Origin of the sequence: Streptomyces sp. NPDC021093, from assembly GCF_044333135.1 — a bacterium.
Lineage (GTDB): Bacteria > Actinomycetota > Actinomycetes > Streptomycetales > Streptomycetaceae > Streptomyces.
The window spans coordinates 64722-87823 of sequence record NZ_JBIRQJ010000008.1 but is presented as its reverse complement, the minus strand read 5'-3'; the positions used below and the strand labels follow the sequence as shown (position 1 = coordinate 87823).

24 protein-coding genes are annotated in these 23102 nt (G+C 72.4%); 9 read left to right on the top strand and 15 right to left on the bottom strand.

What is annotated here, in order from left to right:
- Positions 1–76 precede the first annotated feature (76 nt).
- Positions 77–1243, top strand: a complete 1167-nt coding sequence (locus ACH4SP_RS25425; protein ID WP_398417857.1) for an ROK family protein — start codon at positions 77–79, stop codon at positions 1241–1243.
- A 49-nt stretch (positions 1244–1292) separates the two neighbouring features.
- Here the strand turns inward: ACH4SP_RS25425 and ACH4SP_RS25420 are convergent, their stop codons facing one another.
- Both ACH4SP_RS25420 and ACH4SP_RS25415 read right to left on the bottom strand, forming a co-directional pair.
- Positions 1293–2066 (bottom strand): GntR family transcriptional regulator, encoded by a 774-nt coding sequence (locus ACH4SP_RS25420; RefSeq protein WP_398417856.1) that lies wholly within the window; start codon positions 2064–2066, stop codon positions 1293–1295.
- A gap of 191 nt (positions 2067–2257) precedes the next feature.
- The gene (locus ACH4SP_RS25415; RefSeq protein ID WP_398417855.1) at positions 2258–3160 is read right to left on the bottom strand and encodes an RNA polymerase sigma-70 factor; all 903 of its coding nucleotides are present in this window, start codon (positions 3158–3160) and stop codon (positions 2258–2260) included.
- Positions 3161–3322: 162 nt separating this feature from the next.
- On the opposite strand from ACH4SP_RS25415, the gene ACH4SP_RS25410 reads away from it, so the two are divergent.
- From ACH4SP_RS25410 to ACH4SP_RS25390, 5 genes are all read left to right on the top strand, one after another.
- Positions 3323–4153, top strand: coding sequence for an alpha/beta fold hydrolase (locus ACH4SP_RS25410; RefSeq protein WP_398417854.1), 831 nt, complete (start codon positions 3323–3325; stop codon positions 4151–4153).
- Between the two features lie 103 nt (positions 4154–4256).
- Positions 4257–4679 carry a hypothetical protein gene (locus ACH4SP_RS25405; protein WP_398417853.1) on the top strand — a complete coding sequence of 141 codons (423 nt, stop codon included), beginning with the start codon at positions 4257–4259 and terminating at the stop codon, positions 4677–4679.
- Positions 4676–5008 (top strand): winged helix-turn-helix domain-containing protein, encoded by a 333-nt coding sequence (locus tag ACH4SP_RS25400; protein ID WP_398417852.1) that lies wholly within the window; start codon positions 4676–4678, stop codon positions 5006–5008. Before ACH4SP_RS25405 ends, ACH4SP_RS25400 begins: the two co-directional genes overlap by 4 nt.
- A 144-nt stretch (positions 5009–5152) precedes the next feature.
- The gene (locus ACH4SP_RS25395) at positions 5153–6610 is read left to right on the top strand and encodes a GNAT family N-acetyltransferase (RefSeq protein ID WP_398417851.1); all 1458 of its coding nucleotides are present in this window, start codon (positions 5153–5155) and stop codon (positions 6608–6610) included.
- 66 nt (positions 6611–6676) lie between these two features.
- On the top strand, positions 6677–8359 hold the full coding sequence (locus tag ACH4SP_RS25390; RefSeq protein WP_398417850.1) for a DUF885 domain-containing protein: 1683 nt from the start codon (positions 6677–6679) through the stop codon (positions 8357–8359).
- A 148-nt stretch (positions 8360–8507) separates the two neighbouring features.
- Here ACH4SP_RS25390 and ACH4SP_RS25385 read toward each other — a convergent pair whose 3' ends face one another.
- Positions 8508–9362, bottom strand: coding sequence for an SDR family oxidoreductase (locus ACH4SP_RS25385; RefSeq protein WP_398417849.1), 855 nt, complete (start codon positions 9360–9362; stop codon positions 8508–8510).
- A 90-nt stretch (positions 9363–9452) separates the two neighbouring features.
- Positions 9453–10031 (bottom strand): rhodanese-like domain-containing protein, encoded by a 579-nt coding sequence (locus tag ACH4SP_RS25380; protein WP_398418367.1) that lies wholly within the window; start codon positions 10029–10031, stop codon positions 9453–9455.
- Between the two features lie 117 nt (positions 10032–10148).
- On the opposite strand from ACH4SP_RS25380, the gene ACH4SP_RS25375 reads away from it, so the two are divergent.
- Positions 10149–10595: an Lrp/AsnC family transcriptional regulator gene (locus tag ACH4SP_RS25375; protein ID WP_398417848.1), complete on the top strand. Its 447-nt coding sequence runs from the start codon at positions 10149–10151 to the stop codon at positions 10593–10595.
- A gap of 36 nt (positions 10596–10631) precedes the next feature.
- Here the strand turns inward: ACH4SP_RS25375 and ACH4SP_RS25370 are convergent, their stop codons facing one another.
- The 3 genes from ACH4SP_RS25370 to ACH4SP_RS25360 form a co-directional block, all read right to left on the bottom strand.
- Entirely contained in the window at positions 10632–13637 is a 3006-nt protein-coding gene (locus tag ACH4SP_RS25370) for an AAA family ATPase (protein WP_398417847.1), read from the bottom strand.
- Positions 13634–14803 (bottom strand): exonuclease SbcCD subunit D, encoded by a 1170-nt coding sequence (locus tag ACH4SP_RS25365; RefSeq protein WP_398417846.1) that lies wholly within the window; start codon positions 14801–14803, stop codon positions 13634–13636. The genes ACH4SP_RS25370 and ACH4SP_RS25365 overlap by 4 nt, the downstream gene beginning before the upstream one ends.
- A gap of 105 nt (positions 14804–14908) precedes the next feature.
- On the bottom strand, positions 14909–15535 hold the full coding sequence (locus tag ACH4SP_RS25360; protein ID WP_398417845.1) for a YigZ family protein: 627 nt from the start codon (positions 15533–15535) through the stop codon (positions 14909–14911).
- 152 nt (positions 15536–15687) lie between these two features.
- On the opposite strand from ACH4SP_RS25360, the gene ACH4SP_RS25355 reads away from it, so the two are divergent.
- Positions 15688–16095, top strand: coding sequence for a CoA-binding protein (locus ACH4SP_RS25355; RefSeq protein WP_398417844.1), 408 nt, complete (start codon positions 15688–15690; stop codon positions 16093–16095).
- An 83-nt stretch (positions 16096–16178) separates the two neighbouring features.
- Here ACH4SP_RS25355 and ACH4SP_RS25350 read toward each other — a convergent pair whose 3' ends face one another.
- From ACH4SP_RS25350 to ACH4SP_RS25315, 8 genes are all read right to left on the bottom strand, one after another.
- Positions 16179–16880, bottom strand: a complete 702-nt coding sequence (locus ACH4SP_RS25350; protein ID WP_398417843.1) for a hypothetical protein — start codon at positions 16878–16880, stop codon at positions 16179–16181.
- 120 nt (positions 16881–17000) lie between these two features.
- Positions 17001–17588: an XRE family transcriptional regulator gene (locus ACH4SP_RS25345; RefSeq protein WP_398417842.1), complete on the bottom strand. Its 588-nt coding sequence runs from the start codon at positions 17586–17588 to the stop codon at positions 17001–17003.
- Between the two features lie 104 nt (positions 17589–17692).
- Complete coding sequence (locus tag ACH4SP_RS25340; protein WP_398417841.1) at positions 17693–18475, bottom strand: acyltransferase; 783 nt, start codon at positions 18473–18475, stop codon at positions 17693–17695.
- A gap of 210 nt (positions 18476–18685) precedes the next feature.
- Positions 18686–18913 carry a hypothetical protein gene (locus ACH4SP_RS25335; protein ID WP_398417840.1) on the bottom strand — a complete coding sequence of 76 codons (228 nt, stop codon included), beginning with the start codon at positions 18911–18913 and terminating at the stop codon, positions 18686–18688.
- A 170-nt stretch (positions 18914–19083) separates the two neighbouring features.
- Complete coding sequence (locus ACH4SP_RS25330) at positions 19084–19650, bottom strand: gamma carbonic anhydrase family protein (RefSeq protein ID WP_398417839.1); 567 nt, start codon at positions 19648–19650, stop codon at positions 19084–19086.
- 194 nt (positions 19651–19844) lie between these two features.
- On the bottom strand, positions 19845–20528 hold the full coding sequence (locus ACH4SP_RS25325; RefSeq protein WP_398417838.1) for a DedA family protein: 684 nt from the start codon (positions 20526–20528) through the stop codon (positions 19845–19847).
- Entirely contained in the window at positions 20507–21187 is a 681-nt protein-coding gene (locus tag ACH4SP_RS25320) for a carboxylesterase family protein (RefSeq protein WP_398418365.1), read from the bottom strand. Before ACH4SP_RS25320 ends, ACH4SP_RS25325 begins: the two co-directional genes overlap by 22 nt.
- A 138-nt stretch (positions 21188–21325) precedes the next feature.
- Positions 21326–21766, bottom strand: a complete 441-nt coding sequence (locus ACH4SP_RS25315) for a DUF4442 domain-containing protein (protein ID WP_398418364.1) — start codon at positions 21764–21766, stop codon at positions 21326–21328.
- A gap of 133 nt (positions 21767–21899) precedes the next feature.
- Between ACH4SP_RS25315 and ACH4SP_RS25310 the strand changes: the two genes are divergently transcribed.
- The gene (locus tag ACH4SP_RS25310) at positions 21900–23036 is read left to right on the top strand and encodes a hypothetical protein (RefSeq protein ID WP_398417837.1); all 1137 of its coding nucleotides are present in this window, start codon (positions 21900–21902) and stop codon (positions 23034–23036) included.
- The last annotated feature ends 66 nt before the right edge of the window (positions 23037–23102 follow it).

Sequence of the window (23102 nt, the reverse complement as noted above, 5' to 3'; positions counted from 1 at the left end):
TGTACGGCCCGACTCGCCCTGGCACCTCGCCTGCTAGTACGATCCGGCAGACAAACGTACGAGCTGGGAGGACACGTTGGGGCGGCTGACCGGCGGGGACCCCTCTCTGTTGCGGCGGATCAACTCCGCGGTGGTGCTGCACGCCCTGCGCGGTGCGGACTCCGCGGACTCCCCCACACTGACCGACCTGACCCGGATCACCGGCCTGTCCAGGCCCACCGTCGAGGGCGTCGTCGAGGGGCTCATCGAGACCGGTCTGGTCGTCGAGATGGCGGCCGAAGAGGGCGGTACGAAGCGCCAGGGGCGACCCGCGCGACGGTTCCGGTTCCGGGCCGAGGCGGGGCATCTGCTGGGCATCGAGATCGGCCCGCACCGGGTCTCCGCACTGCTGTCGGGCCTCGACGGGCGGATCGTGGGCGCCGGGGCCCGGGAGGTCGACGAGTCGGCCGGTGCGGACGACCGTCTTGAGCGGGTGCGCCAGGTGGTCGCCGACGTGCTGCGCAGGGCCGGAGTGCCGCGCAGCTCGCTGCGGGCGGTCGGCGTCGGCAGCCCCGGCATCGTCGAGGCCGACGGGACCGTGCGGCTCGGGACGGCGCTGCCCGGCTGGACGGGGCTGCGGCTGGGCGAGCGGCTGCGCAGGTCGTTCCGGTGTCCGGTGCTGGTGGAGAACGACGCCAACACCGCCGCGGTGGCCGAGCACTGGAAGGGCGTCGGGCAGGACACCGACGACCTCGTGTTCGTGCTCGCCGGGCTGAGCCCCGGCGCCGGTTCGCTGATCGGCGGGCGGCTGCACCGGGGGTACGGCGGCGCGGCGGGCGAGATCGGCGCACTGCATCTGCTGGGCCGCGAGGCCCGGCCGGAGAAGCTCCTCTCCACCACCGACGAACCGCTGCACCCGCTGGACGAGCAGGCGGTGGCCGCGGTGTTCGCCGAGGCCAAGCGCGGGGACCTGCAGGCGCAGGCGGCGATGGAACGGTTCATCCGGCGACTGGTGCACGACGTGGCGGCGCTGGCGCTGGCGCTCGACCCGGAACTGGTGGTGATCGGCGGGTGGGCGGCCGGCCTGGACGGCGTACTGGATCCGCTGCGCAGTGAGCTGGAGCGGTACTGTCTGCGGCCGCCCCGGGTGGCGCTGTCGCTGCTCGGCGAGGCGTCGGTGGCGACGGGAGCGCTGCGGCTCGCGCTGGACCACGTCGAGGAGCAGCTGTTCGCGGTGGAGACCACGGTGACGGCCCGCCGTTAGACGGCGGGCCGTAGGTACCAGAAGCTGCCGTACGTACCAGAAGCCGAGGTCAGGACGCGTGGGCGGCCGGGCCGTGGTGGCTGATCTCCAGGTCGCCCGAGTCGCCGAAGGTCAGCCGGCAGGTGTCCGCCCGGTAGGTGGCGACGGAGACGGCGGCGGTGCGGCCCCCGACGAAGTAGCGGGTGGTGACGACCAGCACGGGCGCGCCCGGCAGCCGGTCGAGCTCCTTGGCGTCGTCGGCGCGGGCCGAGCCGAGTTCGACGGCGCGGTCCTGGCCGTCCAGGCCGAGGCGCTGGAGTTCGCGCAGCACGCTGCGGGCCCTGACCGGGCCCGACGTGGCCTCTATGGCCGGGAGTTCGGGCACCGAGGCCGCCGGGACGTACAGCAGCTCGGCGGCGACCGGCTGGCCGTGCGTCATACGGGTGCGGCGCACGGTGTGCAGTTCGCCGTCGACGGACGCGGTGAACATCCGGCCCACCGCGGCCGGGGCGGCGGCGAAGGTTCCGGTCGTGCAGTCCGCGCTCTGCCAGACGTCGTCGGCCGTGCCCGGCCAGGTGTGCTGCGAGGTGGAGACGTCGACGCCCATCCGGGGCGGGGCGACCGTGGTGCCCACGCCGCGGCGGCGGTGCAGGCGGCCCTCCAGCTCCAGCTGTTCGAGCGCCTGGCGGAGCGTGGCGCGGGCGACGCCGAAGCGGGCCGCCAGATCACGCTCGTTGGGGAGGATCTCGCCGACCGAGAAGTCGGTGTCGAGTGCCTCGCTGAGCACGGTCTTGAGGTGCCAGTACTTCGGCTCCGGCACCGTTTCGAGCTGCGTGGTCCCCACCCTGATCCTCCGCAATCGCCGCGTCCCCCGCGGCGTGCCGTGTTCCGCGCCTTTGTTTATTAAAGGTCCTTGTACTAACTCTGCGACCATAGGACGGCACATCTACTTGGTCAAGACCAATCCATCACGGAACGGCAAAATGCCCCGCGTCCGACGGGCGGACGCGGGGCGGGAGTTGAGGACGGAGTCGTCTACTCCGGAGCGAGTGCGGTGAGTTTGTCCGGGTTTCGCAGGATATAGACGCACTGGATGAGGCCGTCGGCGACGTCCAGCTGGAAGACACCGTCCGGCTCGCCGTCCGCCAGGATCAGCACCGCGGGCCCGCCGTTGAGCTCGGTGAGGCGGATCTCCATGCCCGGGATCGCCTGCCGCGCCACGCCCAGCAGGAAGCGCGCCACCTTGTCCGCGCTCTCCACGATCCGCAGCGGCGCCTTCGACTTGCCGCCGCTGTCGCCGACCAGCCTGGCCTCGGGGGCCAGCAGCGACAGCAGCTCACCGAGGTCGCCGCCGGTGGCAGCGGCGAGGAACCGTTCGGTGAGGTCGCGCTGCTGTGCCGGGTCCACCTCGAAGCGCGGCTTGCGCTCGTCGACGTGCTTGCGCGCCCGACCGGCGAGCTGGCGCACCGCCGCGTCCGACTTGTCGAGTGCGGTGGCGATCTCCCCGTACGGGAAGCCGAACGCCTCGCGCAGGACGAACACGGCACGCTCCAGCGGCGAGAGCGATTCGAGGACGACGAGGACGGCGAGGGACACCGACTCGGCGAGGACGGCCCGTTCCGCGGTGTCCGGGACGGTCACGCCGAAGTCCGTCTCGAAGGGCTCGGGAAGCCACGGCCCGACGTACGCCTCGCGGCGCGACTGCACGTGCCGCAGCCGGTCGATGGCGAGGCGGGTGGTGATCCGTACGAGATACGCACGCGGAGCGCGGACGTCCTCACGGCCCTCGGCCGACCAGCGCAGCCAGGCGTCCTGCACGACGTCCTCCGCGTCGGCCACCCGGCCGAGCATCCGGTAGGCGACTCCGGTCAGGACGGGGCGGTGCTCTTCGAAGAGGGCGGACAGGTCACTCGGGTCGGTCACGGTATCGGCAGTCACCGGTCCATCCCAGCTCACGGGCCCGGCGCTGTCCACCCTCGGCCGCGCTCTTGCAACTCCTGCCTACCGGGGAGTAGTTGTTACGGGTAGTTGTTACTGACAGACCGTCTAAGGCCGTAGCCCGGGGACTCAGCGCCCCGGGGACCGAGGGAGCCGCACACCATGACCGCCAGCATCGAGTTCACCGTCGAGTCCCCCGGGGGCCCGCGCACCGCATCCGTCACGTACGAGCGGGTGGGCCGGGGCGAGCCGCTGCTCCTGCTGCACGGCATCGGGCACCACTGGCAGGCCTGGGAGCCGGTGCTGTCCGCGCTGTCGGCCGAGCGCGACGTGATCGCCGTCGACCTGCCGGGGTTCGGGGCCTCGCCCGGCCTCCCCGACGGCGTGTCGTACGACCTGGGCTCGGTGGTGCCCGTACTGGCCGCGCTGTGCGAGAAGCTCGGCGTCGACCGCCCGCACGTCGCGGGGAACTCGCTCGGCGGACTGCTCGCCCTGGAGCTGGGCCGCGAGAAGCTCGTACGGTCGGTGACGGCGCTGTCCCCCGCGGGATTCTGGACGCAGGCCGAGCGGCGGTACGCGTTCGCGACGCTGCGCGGAATGCGGGCGGGGGCGACGGCCGCACCGCTGCCCTTGATCGAGCGGCTGTCGAAGAGCGCGGCGGGACGGGCCGCGCTGACCGGCACCATCTACGCGAAGCCGGGGCGGCGCACGCCCGAGGCCGTCGTCGCGGAGACACTCGCACTGCGGGAGAGCACCGGATTCTGGCCGACGCTGGCCGCCGGGCGGACCGTCCGGTTCCGGGACGACGTGCCGGACATTCCGGTGACGGTGGCGTGGGGCACCCGGGACCGGCTGCTGGTGCGCCGGCAGGGGGTGCGGTCGAAGGGCGTCATTCCGGGGGCCCGGCTGGTACGGCTGCCCGGCTGCGGTCACGTACCGATGAATGACGATCCGGCGCTGGTGGCCCGGGTCGTCCTGGACACCAGCCGCTGACCCCTGACTGGAAAGAAGATTCCTCCCCTGCATCTACTTGCCGAGTTGGAAAGTAAGTGCCATCCTTCCCACTACACCGATTTCACCGGCAGTAGGGGGAGCGATGAGTGAGTACACCGATGCGGTGGCGGCGTTGCAGCGCGTGGACCGGGTGGAGCGGGCCGCCCTGCGGGGCAGCAGCTGGTACGCGCGCTATCTGCTGGTCTTCGGGGTCACTCAGTTGATGTTCGTTCCCGTGTTCCTGCTGTGGACCAGCATGACCGTCTTCGTGGTCGCCCTGTCCGTGTTCCTCCTGATGGTCGCCGCCCTGATCGTGTACGCGATTCAGCAGCGGGCCGTGCGGCGCAACTTCGGCCTCCGGCACAGCATCACGATCGGCTCCTGGGCCCTGGTCCACACGGCCATGATGACGCTGGTCGGGCTGGGCGGCCTGCGGGGCAGCGTGCCATTCGCCGTCGGAGGCGCGCTGGCCTGCGCGACGCCGCCGCTGGTTGGCGCACTGCTCGAAAAGCGGAGGGCGGCATGACGGAGCACAAGGCCGGAGCGCACCCCCGGCACGCCCTCGCACCCCTGCTGAGCTCGCCGGTGCGGCTGTCGGTGGTGGCGGCGCTCGCCCCCGTCGACAAGGCCGACTTCAGTTTCGTACGGGACCTGGTGGAGGTGTCCGACTCGGCGCTCTCCAAGCAGGTGGCGGCACTGGAGGAGGCCGGGTGGGTGAGCGTGACGAAGGGGCGCGTCGAGCGGCGGCCCCGGACCTGGCTCACGCTCACGAGGGAGGGGCGGACGGTGTACCAGCGGCATCTGGACGCGCTGCGGGCCATCGCCGGGGGCCAGGGACTTGACTCACCGGCATGACCTGGGCGAACGTACCTCGTCACGGGGTCGGTCAGCTCCAGTCGCCCCTCGCCGAAAATCGCAGCGAATCGACCAGAAGCACGCTTAACCCATCAGTCACAGAACGTTCGTGATCACGCAACACCGTTCGGCAAGAGTGCTGCCATGACGCACACGACTGGACTCAAGAATTCGGGCACCAAGGCCGGTGCGCGTCGCCACCACTGGCGCCGCGACCTCGTCGAGCTCGCCGCGATCTTCACGGCGGTGGCGGTCGCCGACTCGATCGCGAACACGATCGCACACGGTCCCGACGGGCCCGTACTGCTCATCGCCTCGGCGGTGGCGCTCGCCGCCACCGCCGGGTTCCACACCTGGTGGGCACGGAGGCACAGTCACGCACCACCGCCGCCGCCGACCGCATCCGATACCGCCGATCCCGCACCGGCCACGGACACGTCCCCGGCAGCCGACGAGCTGCGGGAGACCGCCCTGTGGCGGATGCGGACCACCGTGCAGGACGAGCCCGGTTCGCTGGCCGCACTGTGCACCGTGCTCGCGCGGCTGCACGTCGACATCCTGACCCTCCAGACGCACCCCCTGGGCGACGGCACGGTGGACGAGCTCCTGCTCCGCAGCCCCGCCGAACTCCAGGCGAGGGACCTCTCGCGCGAGGTCGCGGCGATCGGCGCCCGGGACACCTGGCTGGAGCGGGCCGACGCGCACGACCTGGTGGACGCCCCGACCCGGGTGCTCGGCCTGGCCACCCGGACGGCGCTCGACGCGGCCGAACTGCCGCTCGCACTGCGGCAGTTGCTGGGCCGGTGCACCATCCACTCGCTGCCCGCCACCACTCTGACCGGGCGGCCGAGCGGGCAGGGCGCGCCCGTGGAGGGCGTACTGGAAGGGACCGTGATGCGGTTGGGGGATCCGTCGGGCGGGGCGATCACCGTGGAGCGGCCGTATCTGCCGTTCACCCCGACCGAGTTCGCGCGGGCGCGGGCGCTGGTGGAGCTGGACGCCCGGCTCGGGCCCCGGGTGCCCCGCAGCCAGGACGTGCTCACGCTGCCCGAGGGCAACGCGATCACCGTACGCAGGGCCGGGCCCGACGACATCGAGGCGGCGCTCGCCATGCACGAGCGCTGCTCCGAGCGGACCCTCAACCTCCGCTACCACGGCCCGGTCGGTGACGCCGACCGCTACCTCAGCCATCTGCTGAGCCCGCGCTACGGCCGCACCCTCGCCGTGCAGACCGCGTCCGGCCGGCTCGTCGCCCTCGGCCACCTGCTGTGGGACGGCGACGAGACCGAGGTCGCGCTGCTCGTCGAGGACGCCTGGCAGCGGCGCGGCATCGGCTCCGAGCTGCTGACGCGGCTGGTGGCGATGGCGGAGGAGGCCGACTGCGGCAGCGTGTACGCGGTGACCCAGGCGTCCAACACCGGGATGGTCGCGGCGATGCGCGGGCTTGAGCTGCCCCTCGACTACCAGATAGAGGAGGGCACGCTCGTCGTCACGGCCCGGCTCAGCGCGCAGCAGGCTCCGGTACGCCCCGCCGTTCCGCTCCACGAGGCGACTCCGTACGGACAGCAGGCCGACCGGAGCCGACCGGGCCCGCAGAACTGACGGTTGTCAGGTCTCCGAGCAAGAACGCTAGTGACGCGGACCGCCTTCCCGTACGAGGATGTCCACATGTCAGACATCAGCACCCCTCTGCCCCGTCAGGTCGCCGACGCGTACGTCGACGCCCTGATCACCCTCGAACCCATCATGGGCACCCTCCTCGGAGTGAAGGAGAGCGCCCGCACGCTCCCCGACTTCTCCCCCGAGGGCCGTCAGGCCGTCGCCGAACTCGCCCGCCACACCCTCGCCGTGCTGGACGAGTCGGAGCGGCGGCCGGGCGCGGACACCGATGCCGAGCGGCGCTGCGGGCGGCTGCTGCGCGAGCGGCTGACCGCCGAGCTCGCGGTGCACGCGGCGCAGGAGGACCTGCGCGCCGTCAGCAACATCCACGGTCCCGCGCACAGCGTGCGCGAGGTCTTCGCGCTCGCCCCGACGGACACGGTCGAGGACTGGGCGGACGTCGCGGAGCGGCTGCGCGGTGTCCCCGCCGCCTTCGACGGCTACCGGAAGTCCCTCGAACTCGGCCTGGAACAGGGCCTGTTGGGCAGCCCGAGGCCGACCAGGACGTTTATCGAGCAGCTCACCGACTGGGCGGGCGAGAAGCAGGGCTGGTTCGACGAGTTCGCGGCCGGCGGCCCGGACGCGCTGCGCGAGGAGCTGGACGCGGCGGGCCGTGCGGCCACCGGGGCGGTCGTGGCGCTGCGCGACTGGATGCGCGACGTGTACGCCCCCGCCGTCCAGGACGCGCCCGAAGCCGTGGGCCGCGAGCGGTACGCGCGGTGGTCGCGCGCCTTCAACGGCACCGACCTCGACCTCGACGAGGCATACGCGTACGGCTGGGCGGAGTACCACCGGCTGCTCGGCGAGATGAAGGCGGAGGCCGAGAAGATCCTGCCGGGGGCGGCCACCCCGTGGGAGGCGCTGGCCTGGCTGGACGAGCACGGCACCCACATCGAGGGCGTCGAGGAGGTCCGCGTCTGGCTCCAGTCCGTGATGGACGAGGCGATCGCGGCCCTCGACGGCACCCACTTCGAACTCGCCGAGCGGGTCCGCAAGGTGGAGTCCCGCATCGCCCCTCCCGGCGGCGCGGCGGCCCCGTACTACACGAACCCCTCCGAGGACTTCTCCCGTCCCGGCATCACCTGGCTGCCGACGATGGGCGAGACCCGCTTCCCGGTGTACGACCTGCTGTCGACCTGGTACCACGAGGGTGTGCCCGGCCACCACCTGCAGCTCGCGCAGTGGACGCACGTCGCCGACCAACTGTCGCGCTACCAGGCGACGGTGGGCATCGTCAGTGCCAACGCGGAGGGCTGGGCGCTGTACGCGGAGCGCCTGATGGACGAGCTGGGCTTCCTGCCGGACGCCGAGCGGCGGATCGGCTACCTGGACGCGCAGATGATGCGCTCGACGCGGATCATCGTCGACATCGGCATGCACCTGGGCCTGGAGATCCCGGCGGACTCCCCGTTCCACCCGGGCGAGCGGTGGACGGTGGAGCTGGCGGAGGAGTTCTTCGGCATGCACAGCGGCCGTCCGGCGGACTTCGTGGAGAGCGAGATCACCCGTTACCTGTCCATGCCGGGCCAGGCCATCGGCTACAAGCTGGGCGAGCGGGCCTGGCTGCTGGGCCGGGAGAACGCGCGCAGGGCGCACGGCGATTCCTTCGACCTGAAGGCGTGGCACATGGCGGCGCTCTCGCAGGGGTCGCTGGGCCTCGACGACCTGGTGGACGAGCTCTCGCAGCTCTGATCCTCGGGTGCCCCGAGGGGCCGGGGCCCTGCGCCGTGAGGGCCCCGGGCCCGGGTCCAGGAGGGGCCGGGGCCGGGTCCAGGAGGGGCCGGGGCCCGGCCCCTCAGCAGGCGGCCCGAGCGGTCAACCCCAGCAGCGGGCCGAGCGGTCAGTCCCGGCGGAAGCCGCCCTCCGAGTCGATGACCTGGCCGGTGACCCAGGCCGCTTCGTCGGTGGCGAGCCAGGCGATCAGCCGGGCCGGGTCGTCCGGCATCCCCCAGCGGCCCGAGGGGAACCTCGCGGCAACCTTTTCGTAGTCCGCACCGGACAGGTAGTCGGTGTCCACCGGACCCGGGTTGACCGCGTTGACCGTGACCGCGAGATCGGCGAGGGAAGTGGCCAGGCTGCGGGTCGCCGAGGCGAGAGCACCCTTGGCCAGGGCGTAGGCGAGTTCCTGCGGCATGCCGCCCGCGATGTCCTGCCCCGAGGTCATCATGAGGAGGCGCCCGCCGGGGACGTCCGGCGGGAGTGCGGTGCGCAGGCGTGCATAGGCCTGCGCGAGGAGGATCACCGAGCGGGTGTCGGTCGCCCAGTGGGCGTCGAGCATCGCCGCGTCGATGTCGTCGAGGGCGCCGTCGCTGCCACTCAGGGCGTGGTTGGCGACGAGGATGTCGAGGCGCCCGCCGAGCGCTTCGGCCGCGGTGGTGATCAGTTCGGCCGGGGCCGCCGGGTCGGACAGGTCACCGGGGCCGTGCACGACGACCGCTTCCGGGTCGGTACGTGCGTCACGGACGCCCGCGGCCACTCCTTCGGGGCCTTCGGGGTCCGCGCCCCACGGTTGTGAGGCATCGTGCGGGACGTGGTGGTGGAGGTAGACGCTCGCCCCGTACGCGGCGAGGCGTCGGGCCACCGCGTAGCCGATGCCACCGCGCCTGCTGGCGCCGGTGACGAGGGCGGTACGGCCGAGGAGCGGGCGCGGGTCGCGGCGGAGTTCACCGGGTGCGGGGTGCGGAAACTTGGGCATGGCCCGACATCTTGGCAGGGGGGCGCGGGGACGTCACCCGAATTCGATCCGCAGGACACCGCCGCAGGGCGCTGTCGCGGAACTCCCGCTTCAGCAGCCGCAGTTCTCCGCGCCGACCGGCGCAGTCAGCGGGTCCGCTTCGCGGGTCTCGCGGGCCTCCCAGGTCTCGAACTCGAAGCCTTCCCTGATCCAGTACTCCATGCCGCCGAGCATCTCCTTCACCTGGTAGCCGAGTTGGGCGAGGGCCAGGGCCGCGCGGGTGGCGCCGTTGCAGCCGGGGCCCCAGCAGTACGTGACGACCGGCACGCTCTTGTCGAGGAGCCGTTCGGCCTGCTCGGAGATGAGGGCGGTCGGCAAGTGGAGGGCGCCGGGGACATGGCCCTGGTCCCAGGATTCGGTGGAGCGGGAGTCGATCACCACGAAGCCGGGGTCCTCACCGGAGGCGAGCGCGGCGGCCAGAGCGGCGGCGACGTCGGAGACGTCCGCGTGGAAGGCGAGGCTCGCACCGAAGTACGCGGCGGCTGCCGCGGGGGACGCGGGCGGGACCCGTAGGACGGCGTTGGCCGGTGCGGCGGCGGGGGCCTGGGGGTCCGTCGCGGTGTCCGTCGCGGTGTCCGTCGCGGTGTCCGTCGCGGTGTCCGTCGCGGTGTCCGTCGCGGTGTTCGTCATGGGGTGCGCCGTGGTGTTCGTCATGGCACGAAATCTACGGTCGATGATCATTTCACTGAAGTGGATTCCCCCTGAACTTCTCTTGATCTGCCGGTGATTCCCCTGTTGTCTGTCCCCATGACCGGATATTCACCGGACGCCACGGACTGGCGCATTCTGGAAGCCCTGCAGCGTGAGGGGCGGGCCTCGTTCGCCGAGCTGGCGCGGACCGTCTCGATGTCGTCGAGCGCGGTGACCGAGCGGGTGCGCAGGCTGGAGGAGGCGGGCGTGATCTCGGGCTACTCCGCCGTGGTCGAGCCGGAGCGGCTCGGCATTCCGATCCTGGCGTTCGTACGGCTGCGGTATCCGCACGGCAACTACAAGCCGTTCCACGACCTGCTCGATGCGACGCCCGAGGTCCTGGAGGCGCACCACGTGACGGGCGACGACTGCTTCGTGCTGAAGGTCGCCGCGCGGTCGATGCAGCATCTGGAGGAGGTGTCGGGGCGGATCGGGGCGCTCGGGTCGGTGACGACCAGCGTCGTGTACTCGTCGCCGTTGCCGCGCCGCGCGATCGGCCACTGAGCGCGGGGCCCCGGCGCCGGGTCCGGAGCCCCGCGCCTAGAGGTGGTGGCGGACCGCCGATCCATTGCGCTGCTTGACGACCTCCAGCCGGGTGCCGATCCGCTGCCGCAGGTCACCGACGTGGCTGACGATGCCGACGTTGCGGTTCCGCTCGCGCAGGGCGTCCAGGACGTCGATGACCTCGTCGAGGGTCTGGTCGTCGAGGCTGCCGAAGCCCTCGTCGATGAAGAGCGTGTCCAGGCGCACTCCGCCCGCTTCGTCGGTGACCACGTCGGCGAGGCCCAGTGCCAGCGCCAGCGACGCGAAGAAGGTCTCGCCGCCGGACAGCGTCGACGTGTCGCGCTCGCGGCCGGTCCAGGAGTCGACGACGTGCAGGCCGAGTCCGGCCCGGCGGCTGCCGGTCCCGGCCGTCCGCTCGTCGGAGTGGACGAGGGTGTAACGGCCGTCGGACATCCGGTGCAGCCGGGCGGTCGCGGCGGCGGCGACCTGTTCGAGCCGGGCGGCGAGGACGTACGACTCCAGGCGCATCTTGCGTTCGTTGTCGGCGGAGGTACCTGCCGTGAGTCCGGCGAGGCGCGCCACCCGTTCGTACTCCGCGCGCAGCGGGCCGAGTCCGCGTGCTTCGGCCTCGGCCTGCCGGTCGAGGCGGGCCAGCGCCGCGCACCGCTCGCGGGCCGCGTCGTACGACGAGGTGGCGTCCCGCTGCGCGCGCTCGGCGGCGGCCAGTGCGGCCTGGGCCGCCTGCGGGTCGGCGGCCGGCCGCTGTGCGGCGTCGGCGGCCTCGCTCTCGCGCAACCGCTCGGCGACCGCCGCCCGTTCGGCCTGCCAGGCGTCGATACGGTGCTGGAGCTCGCGCTGTCGTACGTCGTCGAGCAGCGCCGCGCCCGCTTCCTGCGGAGTCGCGAACCCGGCCTTGAACGAGGCGTCCGCGAGAGCGCCGTCGGCCTCCTTGAGCCGCTCCGCCGTCGCCTCGTAGGTCCGTACCGCCTCCGCCGCTCCGGCGAGCAGCTCGGCCCGGTGCCGCAGCAGCCCGTACTGCTCCTGCACGCTGCCCGCCCCACCCCTGGCCCGCGTCAACTCCTCTTCCAGTGAGGCGAGTTCACGGTCGAGGGCTTCGCGGTGCGAGGTGCGGGCGGCGCCGCGGCGCTCGGCCTTCTCGCGGGTGTCGACGCGGCGGGTGTGCTCCCGCTCGGCCCGGTCGAGGGCCTCCCGGGCGGCGTGCATGTCGCCCGCACCTGTGTGCGCCGCCGTGTAGGAACGCTGCAACTCGTCTGCCTGCGCGGCGAGTTCGGTGACGGTCGCGCCGCCCGCCTCGGCCTGTGCCGCGGCCAGGGTCTCGCGCAGCCGGGCCAGTGCGCTCTCGGCCTGCGCCCTGGCCCCGTCGGCCGTGGCGTACGCCGTCTCGGCCTGCTGCTCGGCGGCCCGGTCGACGTGTCCTGCTCCGGCCCGTGCGGGGGCCGGGTGCTCGGTGGCGCCGCAGACCTTGCAGGCTTCGCCGTCGCACAGTCCGGCGGCCAGCTCGGCGGCGATTCCGGTCAGCCGCCGCTCGCGCAGGTCGAGCCACCTCTCGCGGGCGCCGCTCGACCTGTCACGGGCGGCCTGCTCCGCCTCCTTCGCTGCGGCGACCCGCCGGTCGAGTTCGTCGCGGCGGCGTGCGGCGTCGAGCCGGGTGCGGGCCGGCTCCAGCTGCGACTCCAGGTGTCCGGCGCGGGTCGCGGCCTCCTGCGCGGCCTCGATGCGCTCCTGGTGGCGGCGTCGTACGGTGTCCCATTCGGCGAGCCACTCGTCGGCCTCCTGACGGAGTTCGTCGTCGGCTCGGGCCTCGCGGTCCAGCGCGGCGCGTTCGGCGGTGATGTCGGCGCTGCGGTGCTCGGCCCGGCGGGCGGCGTCGAGTCCGCCCAGCTCCTGCCGTATCCGCCCTTCCCGCTCGGCGAGTTGGTCGGCGCCGGCGTCCGCGAGGGCGGCCGGGAGGCGGCCGCGGGTCTCCTCGTAGCTCCGGCTCGCCGCCCGGTGTTCGCGGTCGGCGGCACCGCGCAGGGCCAGGGCGGGTGCCACCCGGTCGGCGGCCCTGGCCAGGTCCTGCCGGGCGCACAGCCGCTCGTACTCCTCGCGGCGGGCGTCCAGGGCGTCGGCGCGCCTTCGGGTGTCGGCGAACCGCTCCTGGAGACGGAGCAGTTCGCGCTGCTCCTCCAGGACGTGGCGGGCGGCGGCCTGCCTGCTCTCGGTGGCGGCGACGGCGAGGGCTGCGATGTCACGGCGCTCGCGGGCGCCGCTGCGGGCGACGGCGGCCCAGCTCAGGACGGAGGCGGCGAGCCCCGGGTCCCCGGGCCGCTCCTCGGGGCGCGGCCAGTCGGCGGCGGCCGGACCCGCTGCCTCCGCCATCCGCTCGGCGAGCGCGAGCAGCCGGTCGTCGCCCGCCTTGACCTGCTGCTCGGCGGTGCGCCGCAGTTCGGCGAGGCGTTCCTCGACGGCGGCGAAGCGGCGGGTGTCGAAGAGCTTGCCGAGGAGCTTGCCGCGGGCTTCGGCGTCGGCGCGCAGGAAGCGGGCGAAGTCGCCCTGCGGGAGCAGCACGACCTGGCAGAACTGCTCGCGGTTCATCCCGACGAGCCCGCTGATCTCCTCGCCGATCTCCTGGTGGGAGCGGCTGAGCGCCTGCCACTGCCCGGTGCCCGCGTCGTACTCGCTGAGCCAGCTCTGTGCCTTGTCGGTGACGAATCCGGTGCGGCGGCCCTTCTTGGGACGCTGCTGCGCGGGCCGCCGGGTGACCGCCAGCCGGCGTCCGCCGACGGTCAGTTCGAGGATGACCTCGGTGGGCAGGTCGGGTGCGGCGTGGTCGCTGCGCAGGGTGAGTCCGCGCCCCTCGCGGGCGCCGGGCACCGATCCGTACAGGGCGAAGCAGACGGCGTCCAGGACGGAGGTCTTGCCCGCGCCGGTCGGCCCGTGCAGCAGGAACAGTCCGGCCGAGGAGAGTGCGTCGAAGTCGACCTTCTGGGTGGCGCCGAACGGACCGAAGGCGGTGATGCGCAGGGAGTGCAGTCTCATCGGGCCACCTCGCGCACCGTCTCGTCGACCCGGACGTCGTCGAACGCGCCCTGGAGCACGGCCCGTTCCCTCCCGTCGGGTCCGCTGCCGCCTCTTACGTGCGCCACGAAGTCCTCCGCGATCTGCTGGTCGTCGCGTCCCTTGAGGCGCTGGGCGTACGAGACGTGCTCGCTGTCGGGGCCCCGGTCGGGGGCGAAGACCAGACTGACCGTGTGCGGGAAGCGGGCGCAGAGGCGGGCCATCGGGTCGTCGGGGCGCACCGGGTCGGTGAGCGTCGCCTCGACCCAGGAGTCCTCGTGCCGGTCGAGGGCGGGGTCGTCGAGCAGGTCCGCCAGCTGTCCGCGGAGGCGGGCGAGCGGCCGGGGCACCGGGCAGTCGAGCCGCTCGGCGGTGGCGATCTCCCCGCCGGGGCCGAGGTCGATCAGCCACATCGTCTTGCGGTGGTCGGCCTCGGAGAAGGAGTAGGCGAGGGGCGAGCCGGAGTAGCGGACCCGCTCGGTGACCCGCTGCGCGCCGTGCAGATGGCCGAGGGCGACGTAGTCGACGCCGTCGAAGACTCCGGCGGGGACGGCCGCCACTCCCCCGACGGTGATGTCGCGCTCGCTGTCGGAGGGTTCGCCGCCCGCGACGAAGGCGTGCGCGAGGACGACGGAGCGGGTGGATTCGGGCCGGGTGGCGAGGTCGGCACGGACCTGGTCCATGGCGGCGGACAGCACCTGCTCGTGCCGTGCCCTGGCCGCGCCGAGCTGGTCCCGTACGAGCGCGGGCTCCAGGTAGGGCAGTCCGTAGAAGGCCACGTCGCCGTGCGTGTCGGAGAGCACCACGGGAACAGCGCACCGGGCCGGGTCGGTCCGCAGATGGATGCCCGCCCGCTCGATGAGGCCCGCTCCGACGCCGAGGCGACGGGCCGAGTCGTGGTTGCCGGAGATCATCACCGTGGGTACGTGCTCGGCGGCGAGCCGGTGCAGGGCCCGGTCGAAGAGCTCCACGGCGGCGAGCGGCGGCACCGCTCGGTCGTACACGTCCCCGGCGACCAGCACGGCGTCCACCTGGTGCGCGCGGACCGTCTCGACCAGGTGGTCGAGGTACGCGGCCTGGGCGTCGAGCAGTCCCACCCGGTGGAAGGACCGGCCGAGGTGCCAGTCGGACGTATGCAGAAGCCTCATGGTTCACGAGAGTAAAGGGAGGGTCTGACAATCAAGGCCGCAACGGTGGAATCCGTTCTCCCACCGGCCTCGTACGCCCCTGGTCCTGAGCGTCAGGGGCGCCTGTCAGACGTCGCCGTACGCCTCGCCGCCCAGCTCGAATCCGGCGGTCCCCGCCGTCGCATCCGCGAGCCAGCCGCGGAAGGACTCCACGTCGGCGTCCGGCAGACCGATCTCGATGGTGACCGCCTCCGCGTACCGCACCTCGCGCACGGAGCGCCCCGTCGCCCGCAGGTCGTTCTCCAGCTTCCCCGCCCGCTGGTGGTCCACGGTGACGGTGGCGAGCCGGAAGCGCTGCCGGACGATCGTGCCCAGCTCGTCCAGGGCTTCGCCGACCACGCCCCCGTACGCCCTGATCAGGCCGCCCGCGCCGAGCTTCACACCGCCGTAGTAGCGGGTGACGACGGCGACGACGTAGCGCATCTCGCGGCGCATCAGCATCTGGAGCATCGGGACTCCGGCGGTGCCGCCCGGTTCGCCGTCGTCGCTCGCCTTCTGGATCCCGGCGTCGGCGCCGACGACGTACGCGTAGCAGTTGTGCGAGGCGGTGGGGTGCTCCCTGCGGACGCGCGCGACGAAGTCCTGCGCCTCCTGCTCGGTCGCGGCGGGTGCGAGGGCGCAGAGGAATCGGGATCGGTTGATCTCCGCCTCGTGCACGCCCGCGTGGGCGACGGTCCGGTACTGCTCCTGCATTCGGCCCACCCTATGCGGACCGTACGGGACCTGCCGAAACGCGCTACGGCTCCGCCCCGGGAAGGGGCGGCGAAGGGCCCGGGAATGGCCGGGGCCCCGCGGTGGTTCGGACCACGGGACCACCCCGCACCGCTCCAGGAGGCACGGAAGACATGTACGGCGACCGGGACACGATCCGCAAGATCCTCAAGGAGTCCGGCGACACCTGGGCCGTCGTCGGCCTCTCGTCGAACCAGGACCGTGCCGCCTACGGAGTCGCCCGCGTGCTGCAGCGGTTCGGCAAGCGTGTCGTTCCCGTGCACCCGAAGGCGGAGACGGTGCACGGCGAGCAGGGCTACGCCTCGCTCGACGCCGTTCCGTTCCCCGTCGACGTGGTCGACGTCTTCGTGAACAGCGGCCTCGCGGGTCCGATCGCCGACGAGGCGGTGGCCGTGGGCGCGAAGGCGGTCTGGTTCCAGCTGGGAGTGGTGGACGAGGGGGCGTACGAGCGGACGCGGGCGGCCGGCCTGGACATGGTCATGGACCGCTGCCCCGCCATCGAGATCCCGCGACTGGGCTGACGCGCACCGCGACCGCCCGGCCCCGCACCGCGACCGCCCGGCCTTCACCGTCCGGCCCGGCCTTCACCGTACGGAAGGACAGTTCACCGTACGGAAGGACAGCTCCGCCCGTACGCCGCGCAGCGTGCCTCGAAGCCGGGCGGCAGCCAGCCGTGCGAGAGCAGCCGCGGGTGGGCGGGGAAGGCCGCGTGTGCCGCGAGTACGAAGATCAGCGACGCCCAGAGGCTGTGCAGCCGCACCGTGGTGTAGCCCTTGCCGTTGATGTCGTGGAAGGCGCACTCGAAGGTGTCGGGGGCCGCCAGGTCCATGGTGGCCAGCCCGTTCCAGCCGAGGTCGAGCCAGGTCTCCGGGTGCGAGAAGATCGCGCGCCGGTCGGTGACGGTGACCTCGCCGTGCCCCTCCAGCACCCAGCGGGGCTGGGCGGCGGCCTGCGCCTGTTGTCTGCGGGACGCGTTCCCCATGGCGTTGACGGCCAGGGCGCCGACGACGAAGCCGGTCGAGCCCATGGCCATGGTGCTGGTCTGGGTGTACGAGCCGTCGCCGAGCGCCCGCCAGGTGGAGCGCGCGGCGGGTCCGGCCGCCAGCGAGAGTTCGCCCTGGGCGAGGCGGGAGGTGGTCGGCAGCGGCGGCCGGTGCGCGAGGCGGCCCTGGGTCAGGTCGTGGACGACGCCGCAGGTGTAGAGCAGATGGTCGTCCATCGGCCCCCAGGGCGGAGCGCCCTGGGCACCCGGCTGCAGCTCCTGGCCGCCCGCCCGCATCTGCACCGGGAAGGTGTTCTCGTCCACGGGTCCCCCGTCCGACTGCCTCATCAACGACAGCCATCGTAGGGATCCGGACGCCCGGGGTCACCTCACGGGTCACCGGTTCACCTGCCGGGCACCCGCGTCACCTGTCCGGCACCCGCGTCACCTCGCGGGTGGGATCGACACCGCCATCGTCATCTCCACCGCGGTCGTGCCGTCGTTGCGGTACGCGTGCGGGACGTCGGCCTCGAAGGTGGCCGAGGTACCGGCCGGGACCGGGTGCGGGGCGCCGTCCACCACCAGGGTGAGTTCGCCCGCGGTGACGCGCAGGAGTTCGGTGGTGCCGGTGGGGTGCGGGTCGGAGGTGCTGGCGTCGCCGGGCACCAGGAACCAGGACCAGAGTTCGAGCGGGCCGCGGCTCTCGGTGCCCCCGCCCTCGGTGCCGACGAGGAGGGTGGCGTGGCTGCCCGCCTCCGTGGACCACATCCGGACGGCGTGCTCGGGCGTCACCAGGCGGACGGGGACGCCCTGTTCGTGGTCGAGGAGCGTGGTGATGCTGATGCCGAGGGCGTCGGCGAGCTTCACGGTGATGCCCACGCTGGGGTTGGTGCGGGCCTGCTCGATCTGGATGATCATGCCGCGGCTGACGCTCGCCCTGGTGGCCAGCGCGTCGAGCGTGAAGCCCCGTTCGCCGCGCCAGCGCCTGAGGTTGCGGGCGAGCGACTGCGTGAGCTGGTCGAGGTCCGACACGTTCCGTCCGTCTCAGAAGGTGGCCAGGCCGTCCACTATTTTGGACGGACGGTCCACTTTACTGGAACGCATGACCGATCACTCCGGCGACGGGCGGCCGTGGCCTACGAGGCCTCCTGGTCCAACTCGGCCAGTGCGACCAGCTGTTCCGGTGTGATGTCCGCCGGGATCGGGACCGGCGCCGGAGTGCGCATCGGCGGCTGCCACCCGTCCTCCTTGTTCCAGCGGCGCACGATCCGCGCGGGCGCACCCGCCACCACCGCGTGGTCGGGGACCTCACCGCGTACGACGGCGCCCGCGGCGACGACGACGTTCCGGCCCAGCTTCGCGCCCGGCAGGATCACGGCGTTCGTGCCGATCCAGCAGCCGGGCCCGATCTCCACCGGGGCCGCCCGCGGCCACTGCTTGCCGACGGGCTGCTCCGGGTCGTCGTAGCTGTGGTTCGTGGAGGTGACGTAGACGTGCGGGCCGAAGTAGCAGTCGTCACCGATGGTGACGGTGGTGTCGGCGATGACGTGGCTGCCCCGGCCGAGGACGACGCCGTTCCCGAGGGTGAGTATCGGGTCGGGGCCGAGGTCGAGGTCCGGCATCATCCCGGCGGTGAGGGTGACGTGCTCGCCGATGATGCAGTAGTCGCCGAGGTGGATCCAGGGTTCGCCGAAGACGGTGCCCTGCGGGAAGGCGAGCTTGCTGCCGTGTCCGAGGGAGCCGAAGCGCAGCCGCCCGGGGCGCTGTGCGCTGACCGCACCGGCCTGCTGGATCAGCCGCCAGCCGTGGTGCACGGCCCGGGTCGTGGCGCGGCGCCGCCAGAGCGCGGCGGCGGAGAGGGCCTCCGACGCGGAGGCCGAAACGGCGGAGAATGAGAACGTGTTTCTGTTCTTCGGCACCCGCACACGGTAGTCGGCGGGAGCCCGGTCGTTCAGGGTCACTGCCTGTGATCTTCGCCCCACCCGTCACCCCGCCGTGGTGGTACGCGAAGAGGGCCGTACGGCGCACTGGGACGATGCGCCGGACGGCCCTCCACTGGTTCCGGTACTACCTGTGGTGCTCGTGATGCCGGTGGAACTGGTGATGCGGTGAGGCCCGTGGTGCTCGGATCAGAGCACCAGGCCCACTCCCAGGCCGAGACCCACGCCGTGGTGGTAGTGGTGCCAGGGCCCGTCGTCGCAGTACACATGCCCGTGGTCACTCCAGCAACCATGGGCCGCCGCCGTCGATTGGGCCGTCTGCTCGACCGTGCTCGCCGAGGCGCTGCCTGCGAGGGGTGCAAGGGCGATGACAGCCAGGGCCGAAGCCGCCACCGCTCGTCCGACTATGGTGCGCATATTGATCTCCCAAGGAGGAGGAACAGGACGCACTTAGGCATACCGTGCGACATCCGCCCTACTACGGGGCTGACCGGGTTACGTCCATTCGGATCCGCAGTGCGGCCGGTCGCAGCAGTTCGGCTCGCGCGGCCGCCGGAAGTGTGCATGCCGCGCCGGCAGACGGTCCGTCAGGAACCGGACTGTGCCTGCGCCACCGCGTCACCGTGCTGTTTGGCCAGGTCGCGGTACATGAGGGCGTTGACCTTGATGCCCTCGCGCTCCTCCTCCGTCAGCTCGCGGCGCACCTTCGCCGGTACTCCGGCGACGAGCGAGCCCGGCGGCACCCGCATGCCCTGCGGCACCAGCGCCTGCGCGGCCACCAGCGAACCCGCGCCGATCACCGCGCCGTTGAGGACGGTGGCGCCCATGCCGACGAGGACGTCGTCCTCGACGGTGCAGCCGTGCAGTACGGCGTTGTGGCCGACCGAGACGCGCTCTCCGACGGTGACGGGGAAGCCGGGGTCGACGTGGACGGTGCAGTTGTCCTGGATGTTGGAGTCGGCGCCGAGGACGATCGGGCCGCAGTCGGCGCGCAGCACCGCGTGGTACCAGACGCTCGCACCCTCGGCCATGGTGACCTCGCCGACGACGACGGAGGTCGGGGCGGCGAAGGCCTCCGGGGAGAGCCGGGGCTGCTTGCCGCCCACGCCCATCACCAGCGGTTGGCCGGGCCGGGCTGCTGCTTCTTCTGTCATGGCGTACTCCTTCGTACGTACTCGTGGCGTGCCGCGCCGCTGTTCTGCCGGGCACCGTAGACGACCGGCCGGGGGCAGCCGGGGGCGGGGTGACCCCCGGCTGCAAGTGCCGTGGGAAGGAGGGAAGTTGCTGCTGAACGACGACGCCCCCGACACCGTCGTACGGTGCGGGGGCGTATCGAAGCGGCCCGAGGTCAGTCCGCGGCCACCGCGACGGGCTCCTTGGCGGTCGCCGGCCCGGCTTCCGCCGCCGCCTTCTCCGCCTCCATCTTCGCCGCGGCCTTCTTCGCCCGGCTCTTCAGCACCAGCATCGACGCGAGGCCGAAGAGCACCGCGGCCACCAGTCCCAGCCAGGAGAAGCGCTTCAGCCACGCCTCGGCGACCACGCCCACCGAGTAGATGACGGCCGTCGTGCCGCCCGCCCAGACGATGCCGCCCAGCACGTTGGCGATGAGGAACTTCCAGTACGGCATGCGCAGGACGCCCGCGAGCGGTCCGGCGAAGATCCGCAGCAGGGCGACGAAGCGGCCGAAGAAGACCGCCCACATGCCCCACTTCTGGAACGAGCGCTCCGCCATGGCGATCTGCGTCTCGCCGAAGTGCTTCGGGAACTTGTTGCCCATCCAGGCGAGCAGTGGCCGGCCGCCCTTGCGGCCGATCGCGTACCCGATCGAGTCGCCGATGATGGCGCCCGCCGTGGCGCACGCGCCCAGGATGTACGGGTTGATCTCACCGTGCTGGGAGGCGAGCAGGGCCGAACTGACGAGGACGATCTCACCGGGCAGCGGGATCCCGAGGCTCTCCACCCCGATGACCACCCCCACCAGGATGTAGATGCTGACCGCCGGCACGGTCTCTAGCCACTGCTGGACGTCCAAAGCCGGTTCCTCCGTCGTACGTAGATCTCATGCGCACGGGCAAGCCGCCCGGCCCGCGCCCGAGCGGCGCACGCCGGGCAGCCTACCCCGCTGGTCACGCCGTGACGGCGGCGTCCCAGAGGTCGCACGCGTGCCCGGATCCGACCTTCCCGTCGAGGCTGTTCCCCCCGGCGGACGCGGTCCTCAGCGAGAGCACGGTGCCGGAAGTGCGGTGCCGGAAGTGCGGTGCCGGAAGTGCGGTTCTCCGTCGGCATGTCCGGCAGGCCGACCGCCCGCGGTGCGCCGCCCCGGACGAAGGAGCCGCCGGCGGACTCCCCCGCAACGGTGATCCGGGACGGGTCGCCGCCGAAGCCGCGCACGTTGGCGTGCAGCCAGCGCGGCGCGGAGAGGAACCCCGTCGGGGACGATGTCCTCGCCCGCGCCCGCCGTGAACCCGCCGCCGTGGAACCGGACCAGGACGGGCAGTCCCCTGTGGTGCTCGGAGGCCTGTTCGGAGGTCGGCCCGGAGGTCGGCCGGGGGGCCTGCTCGGGGGCCTGCTCCGGTACGTGGACGCGGCGCCTTCCAGCGCAGCCCGCCGACGGGTGGCGCCGCGCACGGGACACCGAGGAACTGCCGACGAATCGTCGAGTTCGTCGAGTTCGTCGAGGAGATGGGACATGTACACGTGTCAACTGACCTTCAGGGCACAGCCTTTGTCAATACGTCGGACGAGAAGCCCGTGGCGCGCACAGACGGAAGGGCGGTGTCCCACCTCCGTCGAGGTGGGACACCGCCCTGCGCAAAAGCCCCGGCGGGACTACTTGTTGTGGGGTCGCAGCGTCCAGACGACGGTCATCTCGCCGGTGACCGCACCGTCCTCGCGGGTGATCGCGATCTCGACGGGGAACTCCGGGCGCCCGCCCGCGTCGAGCTCCGCGACGACGTCGGCGACCGGGCGGCCGAGGGTCGCGGTCGCGGTGACCACACCCATGGCGAGCTTCTTGTAGCCGATCTCCGCCTTGACGGCGAGCGGCACGGCGCGCGTCAGCTGGTCGCCGAAGGCGGCGATCACGATCGCACCGCTCGCCGACTCGGCGAGGGTGAACATCGCTCCGGCGTGCGGGCCGCCGACGTGGTTGTGGTAGTCGCTCCGGTCCGGCAGGCGGACGACGGCCCGCTCCGGGGTGGTCTCCAGGAACTCCAGGCCCAGCGTGCGGGCCATGGGAACCGTGGCGGCGAGCATCTCGCCGACGGACATCTGATCTGCGCTCATGCTCAGTTATGTTACCCACGAGTAGTCGGGATTGGCCATCCCCTCCCGCGAACCCTTCACCGTCCCTCCAGGGGCGGCGGTGGCCCTGCCGTCGCCACCCCGTCTATGGTTACGCGTCATGTGGCCAGGACAGCAGCCGCCCGGGGGCGAGCAGAATCCGCAGGACAAGAACCCGTACCAGCAGCCGGGGTACCCGACGACGCCGCCGCCCGGCCAGCCGCCGGCCGGCGGACCGCCCATGACTCCTCCGCCGGGACAGCCGCCGGTGCCGCCGCCCGGCGGTTACCAGCAGCCCGCCCCCGCGCCGGGTTACGGATACCCGGCGCCCGGCTCCGTACCGACTCCGCCGCCCGGGGTGAACCCGTACCAGAACCAGTACGGAACCCCCGTGCCGCCCGGCCCGCCCGGGCCCGGTGGTCCGAGCGGGCCGCAGAACGACCGCAAGAAGACGATCGTCACCGCGGTCGTCGCGGGCGTGGTCGTCGTCGCCGCCCTCGCGGCCACCGGCGTCTTCATCTTCAAGGAGGACAAGGGCGGCGAGACCCCGCCGAAGGCCGACGCCACGGCCTCCCAGTCGCCCGTCGCCACGAAGCAGCCGTCCGCACCGCCCGCCTCCGACCCGGCGGCACCCGCGCCGGGCGGCAGCGCCAGCAACCCGCGTGCCGGTATCGACGCCAAGCCGACCGTTCCGGGCTGGAAGGTCGTCATCAACCAGAAGCACGGCTCGATGTTCGACGTACCGCCGGAGTGGGTGGTCGGCTCGCCCACCCTCATGATCGGCTTCGAGGACGCCGGCAAGACGATCGCCATCATGTCCGCGCCCGCGACCCTCAAGGACAAGTGGTGCTCGGAGGACGCCGACAAGAACGGCACCGTGGACAACACCTCCCTGTCCCAGACCGGCACCACCGGCAGCATCACGGGTTCCAAGAACACCGCTGACGTGGCCGAGGGCCAGGTGGGCAACTGGGCGTACGGCGGCTACGGCCTGAAGGACAAGGACAAGGTGAAGGTGGCGAAGGCCAAGCCCTTCACCACGACCTCCGGCCTCACCGGCAGCCTCGCGACGGCGACCGTGGTCGGCGTGAAGAAGACCTCCCGCTGCGTGACCGACGGCAAGGCGTACGCCTTCAGCTTCAAGAACGCCACGGGCGACTTCAAGACCTGGATCCTGCACAGCGCCAAGGGCGTCAAGGAAGAGGTGCCCGAGGCCACGGTCACCCAGATCCTCAAGACCGTCCGCCTGGCGGGCTGAGCAGTCCGCGAGCGGGGTACACCCGTTCGACTTGGCAACACGGGGCGGCGGGGGCGATAGTCCCTC

Coding starts and splice junctions, on each gene's coding strand:
- ACH4SP_RS25355 (WP_398417844.1), top strand. CDS start 15,688: ATGTACGGCGACCGGGACACGATCCGCAAGATCCTCAAGGAGTCCGGC.
- ACH4SP_RS25410 (WP_398417854.1), top strand. CDS start 3,323: ATGACCGCCAGCATCGAGTTCACCGTCGAGTCCCCCGGGGGCCCGCGC.
- ACH4SP_RS25375 (WP_398417848.1), top strand. CDS start 10,149: ATGACCGGATATTCACCGGACGCCACGGACTGGCGCATTCTGGAAGCC.
- ACH4SP_RS25365 (WP_398417846.1), bottom strand. CDS start 14,803: ATGAGGCTTCTGCATACGTCCGACTGGCACCTCGGCCGGTCCTTCCAC.
- ACH4SP_RS25370 (WP_398417847.1), bottom strand. CDS start 13,637: ATGAGACTGCACTCCCTGCGCATCACCGCCTTCGGTCCGTTCGGCGCC.
- ACH4SP_RS25380 (WP_398418367.1), bottom strand. CDS start 10,031: ATGACGAACACCGCGACGGACACCGCGACGGACACCGCGACGGACACC.
- ACH4SP_RS25330 (WP_398417839.1), bottom strand. CDS start 19,650: ATGACAGAAGAAGCAGCAGCCCGGCCCGGCCAACCGCTGGTGATGGGC.
- ACH4SP_RS25405 (WP_398417853.1), top strand. CDS start 4,257: ATGAGTGAGTACACCGATGCGGTGGCGGCGTTGCAGCGCGTGGACCGG.
- ACH4SP_RS25385 (WP_398417849.1), bottom strand. CDS start 9,362: ATGCCCAAGTTTCCGCACCCCGCACCCGGTGAACTCCGCCGCGACCCG.
- ACH4SP_RS25320 (WP_398418365.1), bottom strand. CDS start 21,187: ATGTCCCATCTCCTCGACGAACTCGACGAACTCGACGATTCGTCGGCA.
- ACH4SP_RS25360 (WP_398417845.1), bottom strand. CDS start 15,535: ATGCAGGAGCAGTACCGGACCGTCGCCCACGCGGGCGTGCACGAGGCG.
- ACH4SP_RS25395 (WP_398417851.1), top strand. CDS start 5,153: ATGACGCACACGACTGGACTCAAGAATTCGGGCACCAAGGCCGGTGCG.
- ACH4SP_RS25315 (WP_398418364.1), bottom strand. CDS start 21,766: ATGTCCGTCGGCGAGATGCTCGCCGCCACGGTTCCCATGGCCCGCACG.
- ACH4SP_RS25335 (WP_398417840.1), bottom strand. CDS start 18,913: ATGCGCACCATAGTCGGACGAGCGGTGGCGGCTTCGGCCCTGGCTGTC.
- ACH4SP_RS25400 (WP_398417852.1), top strand. CDS start 4,676: ATGACGGAGCACAAGGCCGGAGCGCACCCCCGGCACGCCCTCGCACCC.
- ACH4SP_RS25310 (WP_398417837.1), top strand. CDS start 21,900: ATGTGGCCAGGACAGCAGCCGCCCGGGGGCGAGCAGAATCCGCAGGAC.
- ACH4SP_RS25390 (WP_398417850.1), top strand. CDS start 6,677: ATGTCAGACATCAGCACCCCTCTGCCCCGTCAGGTCGCCGACGCGTAC.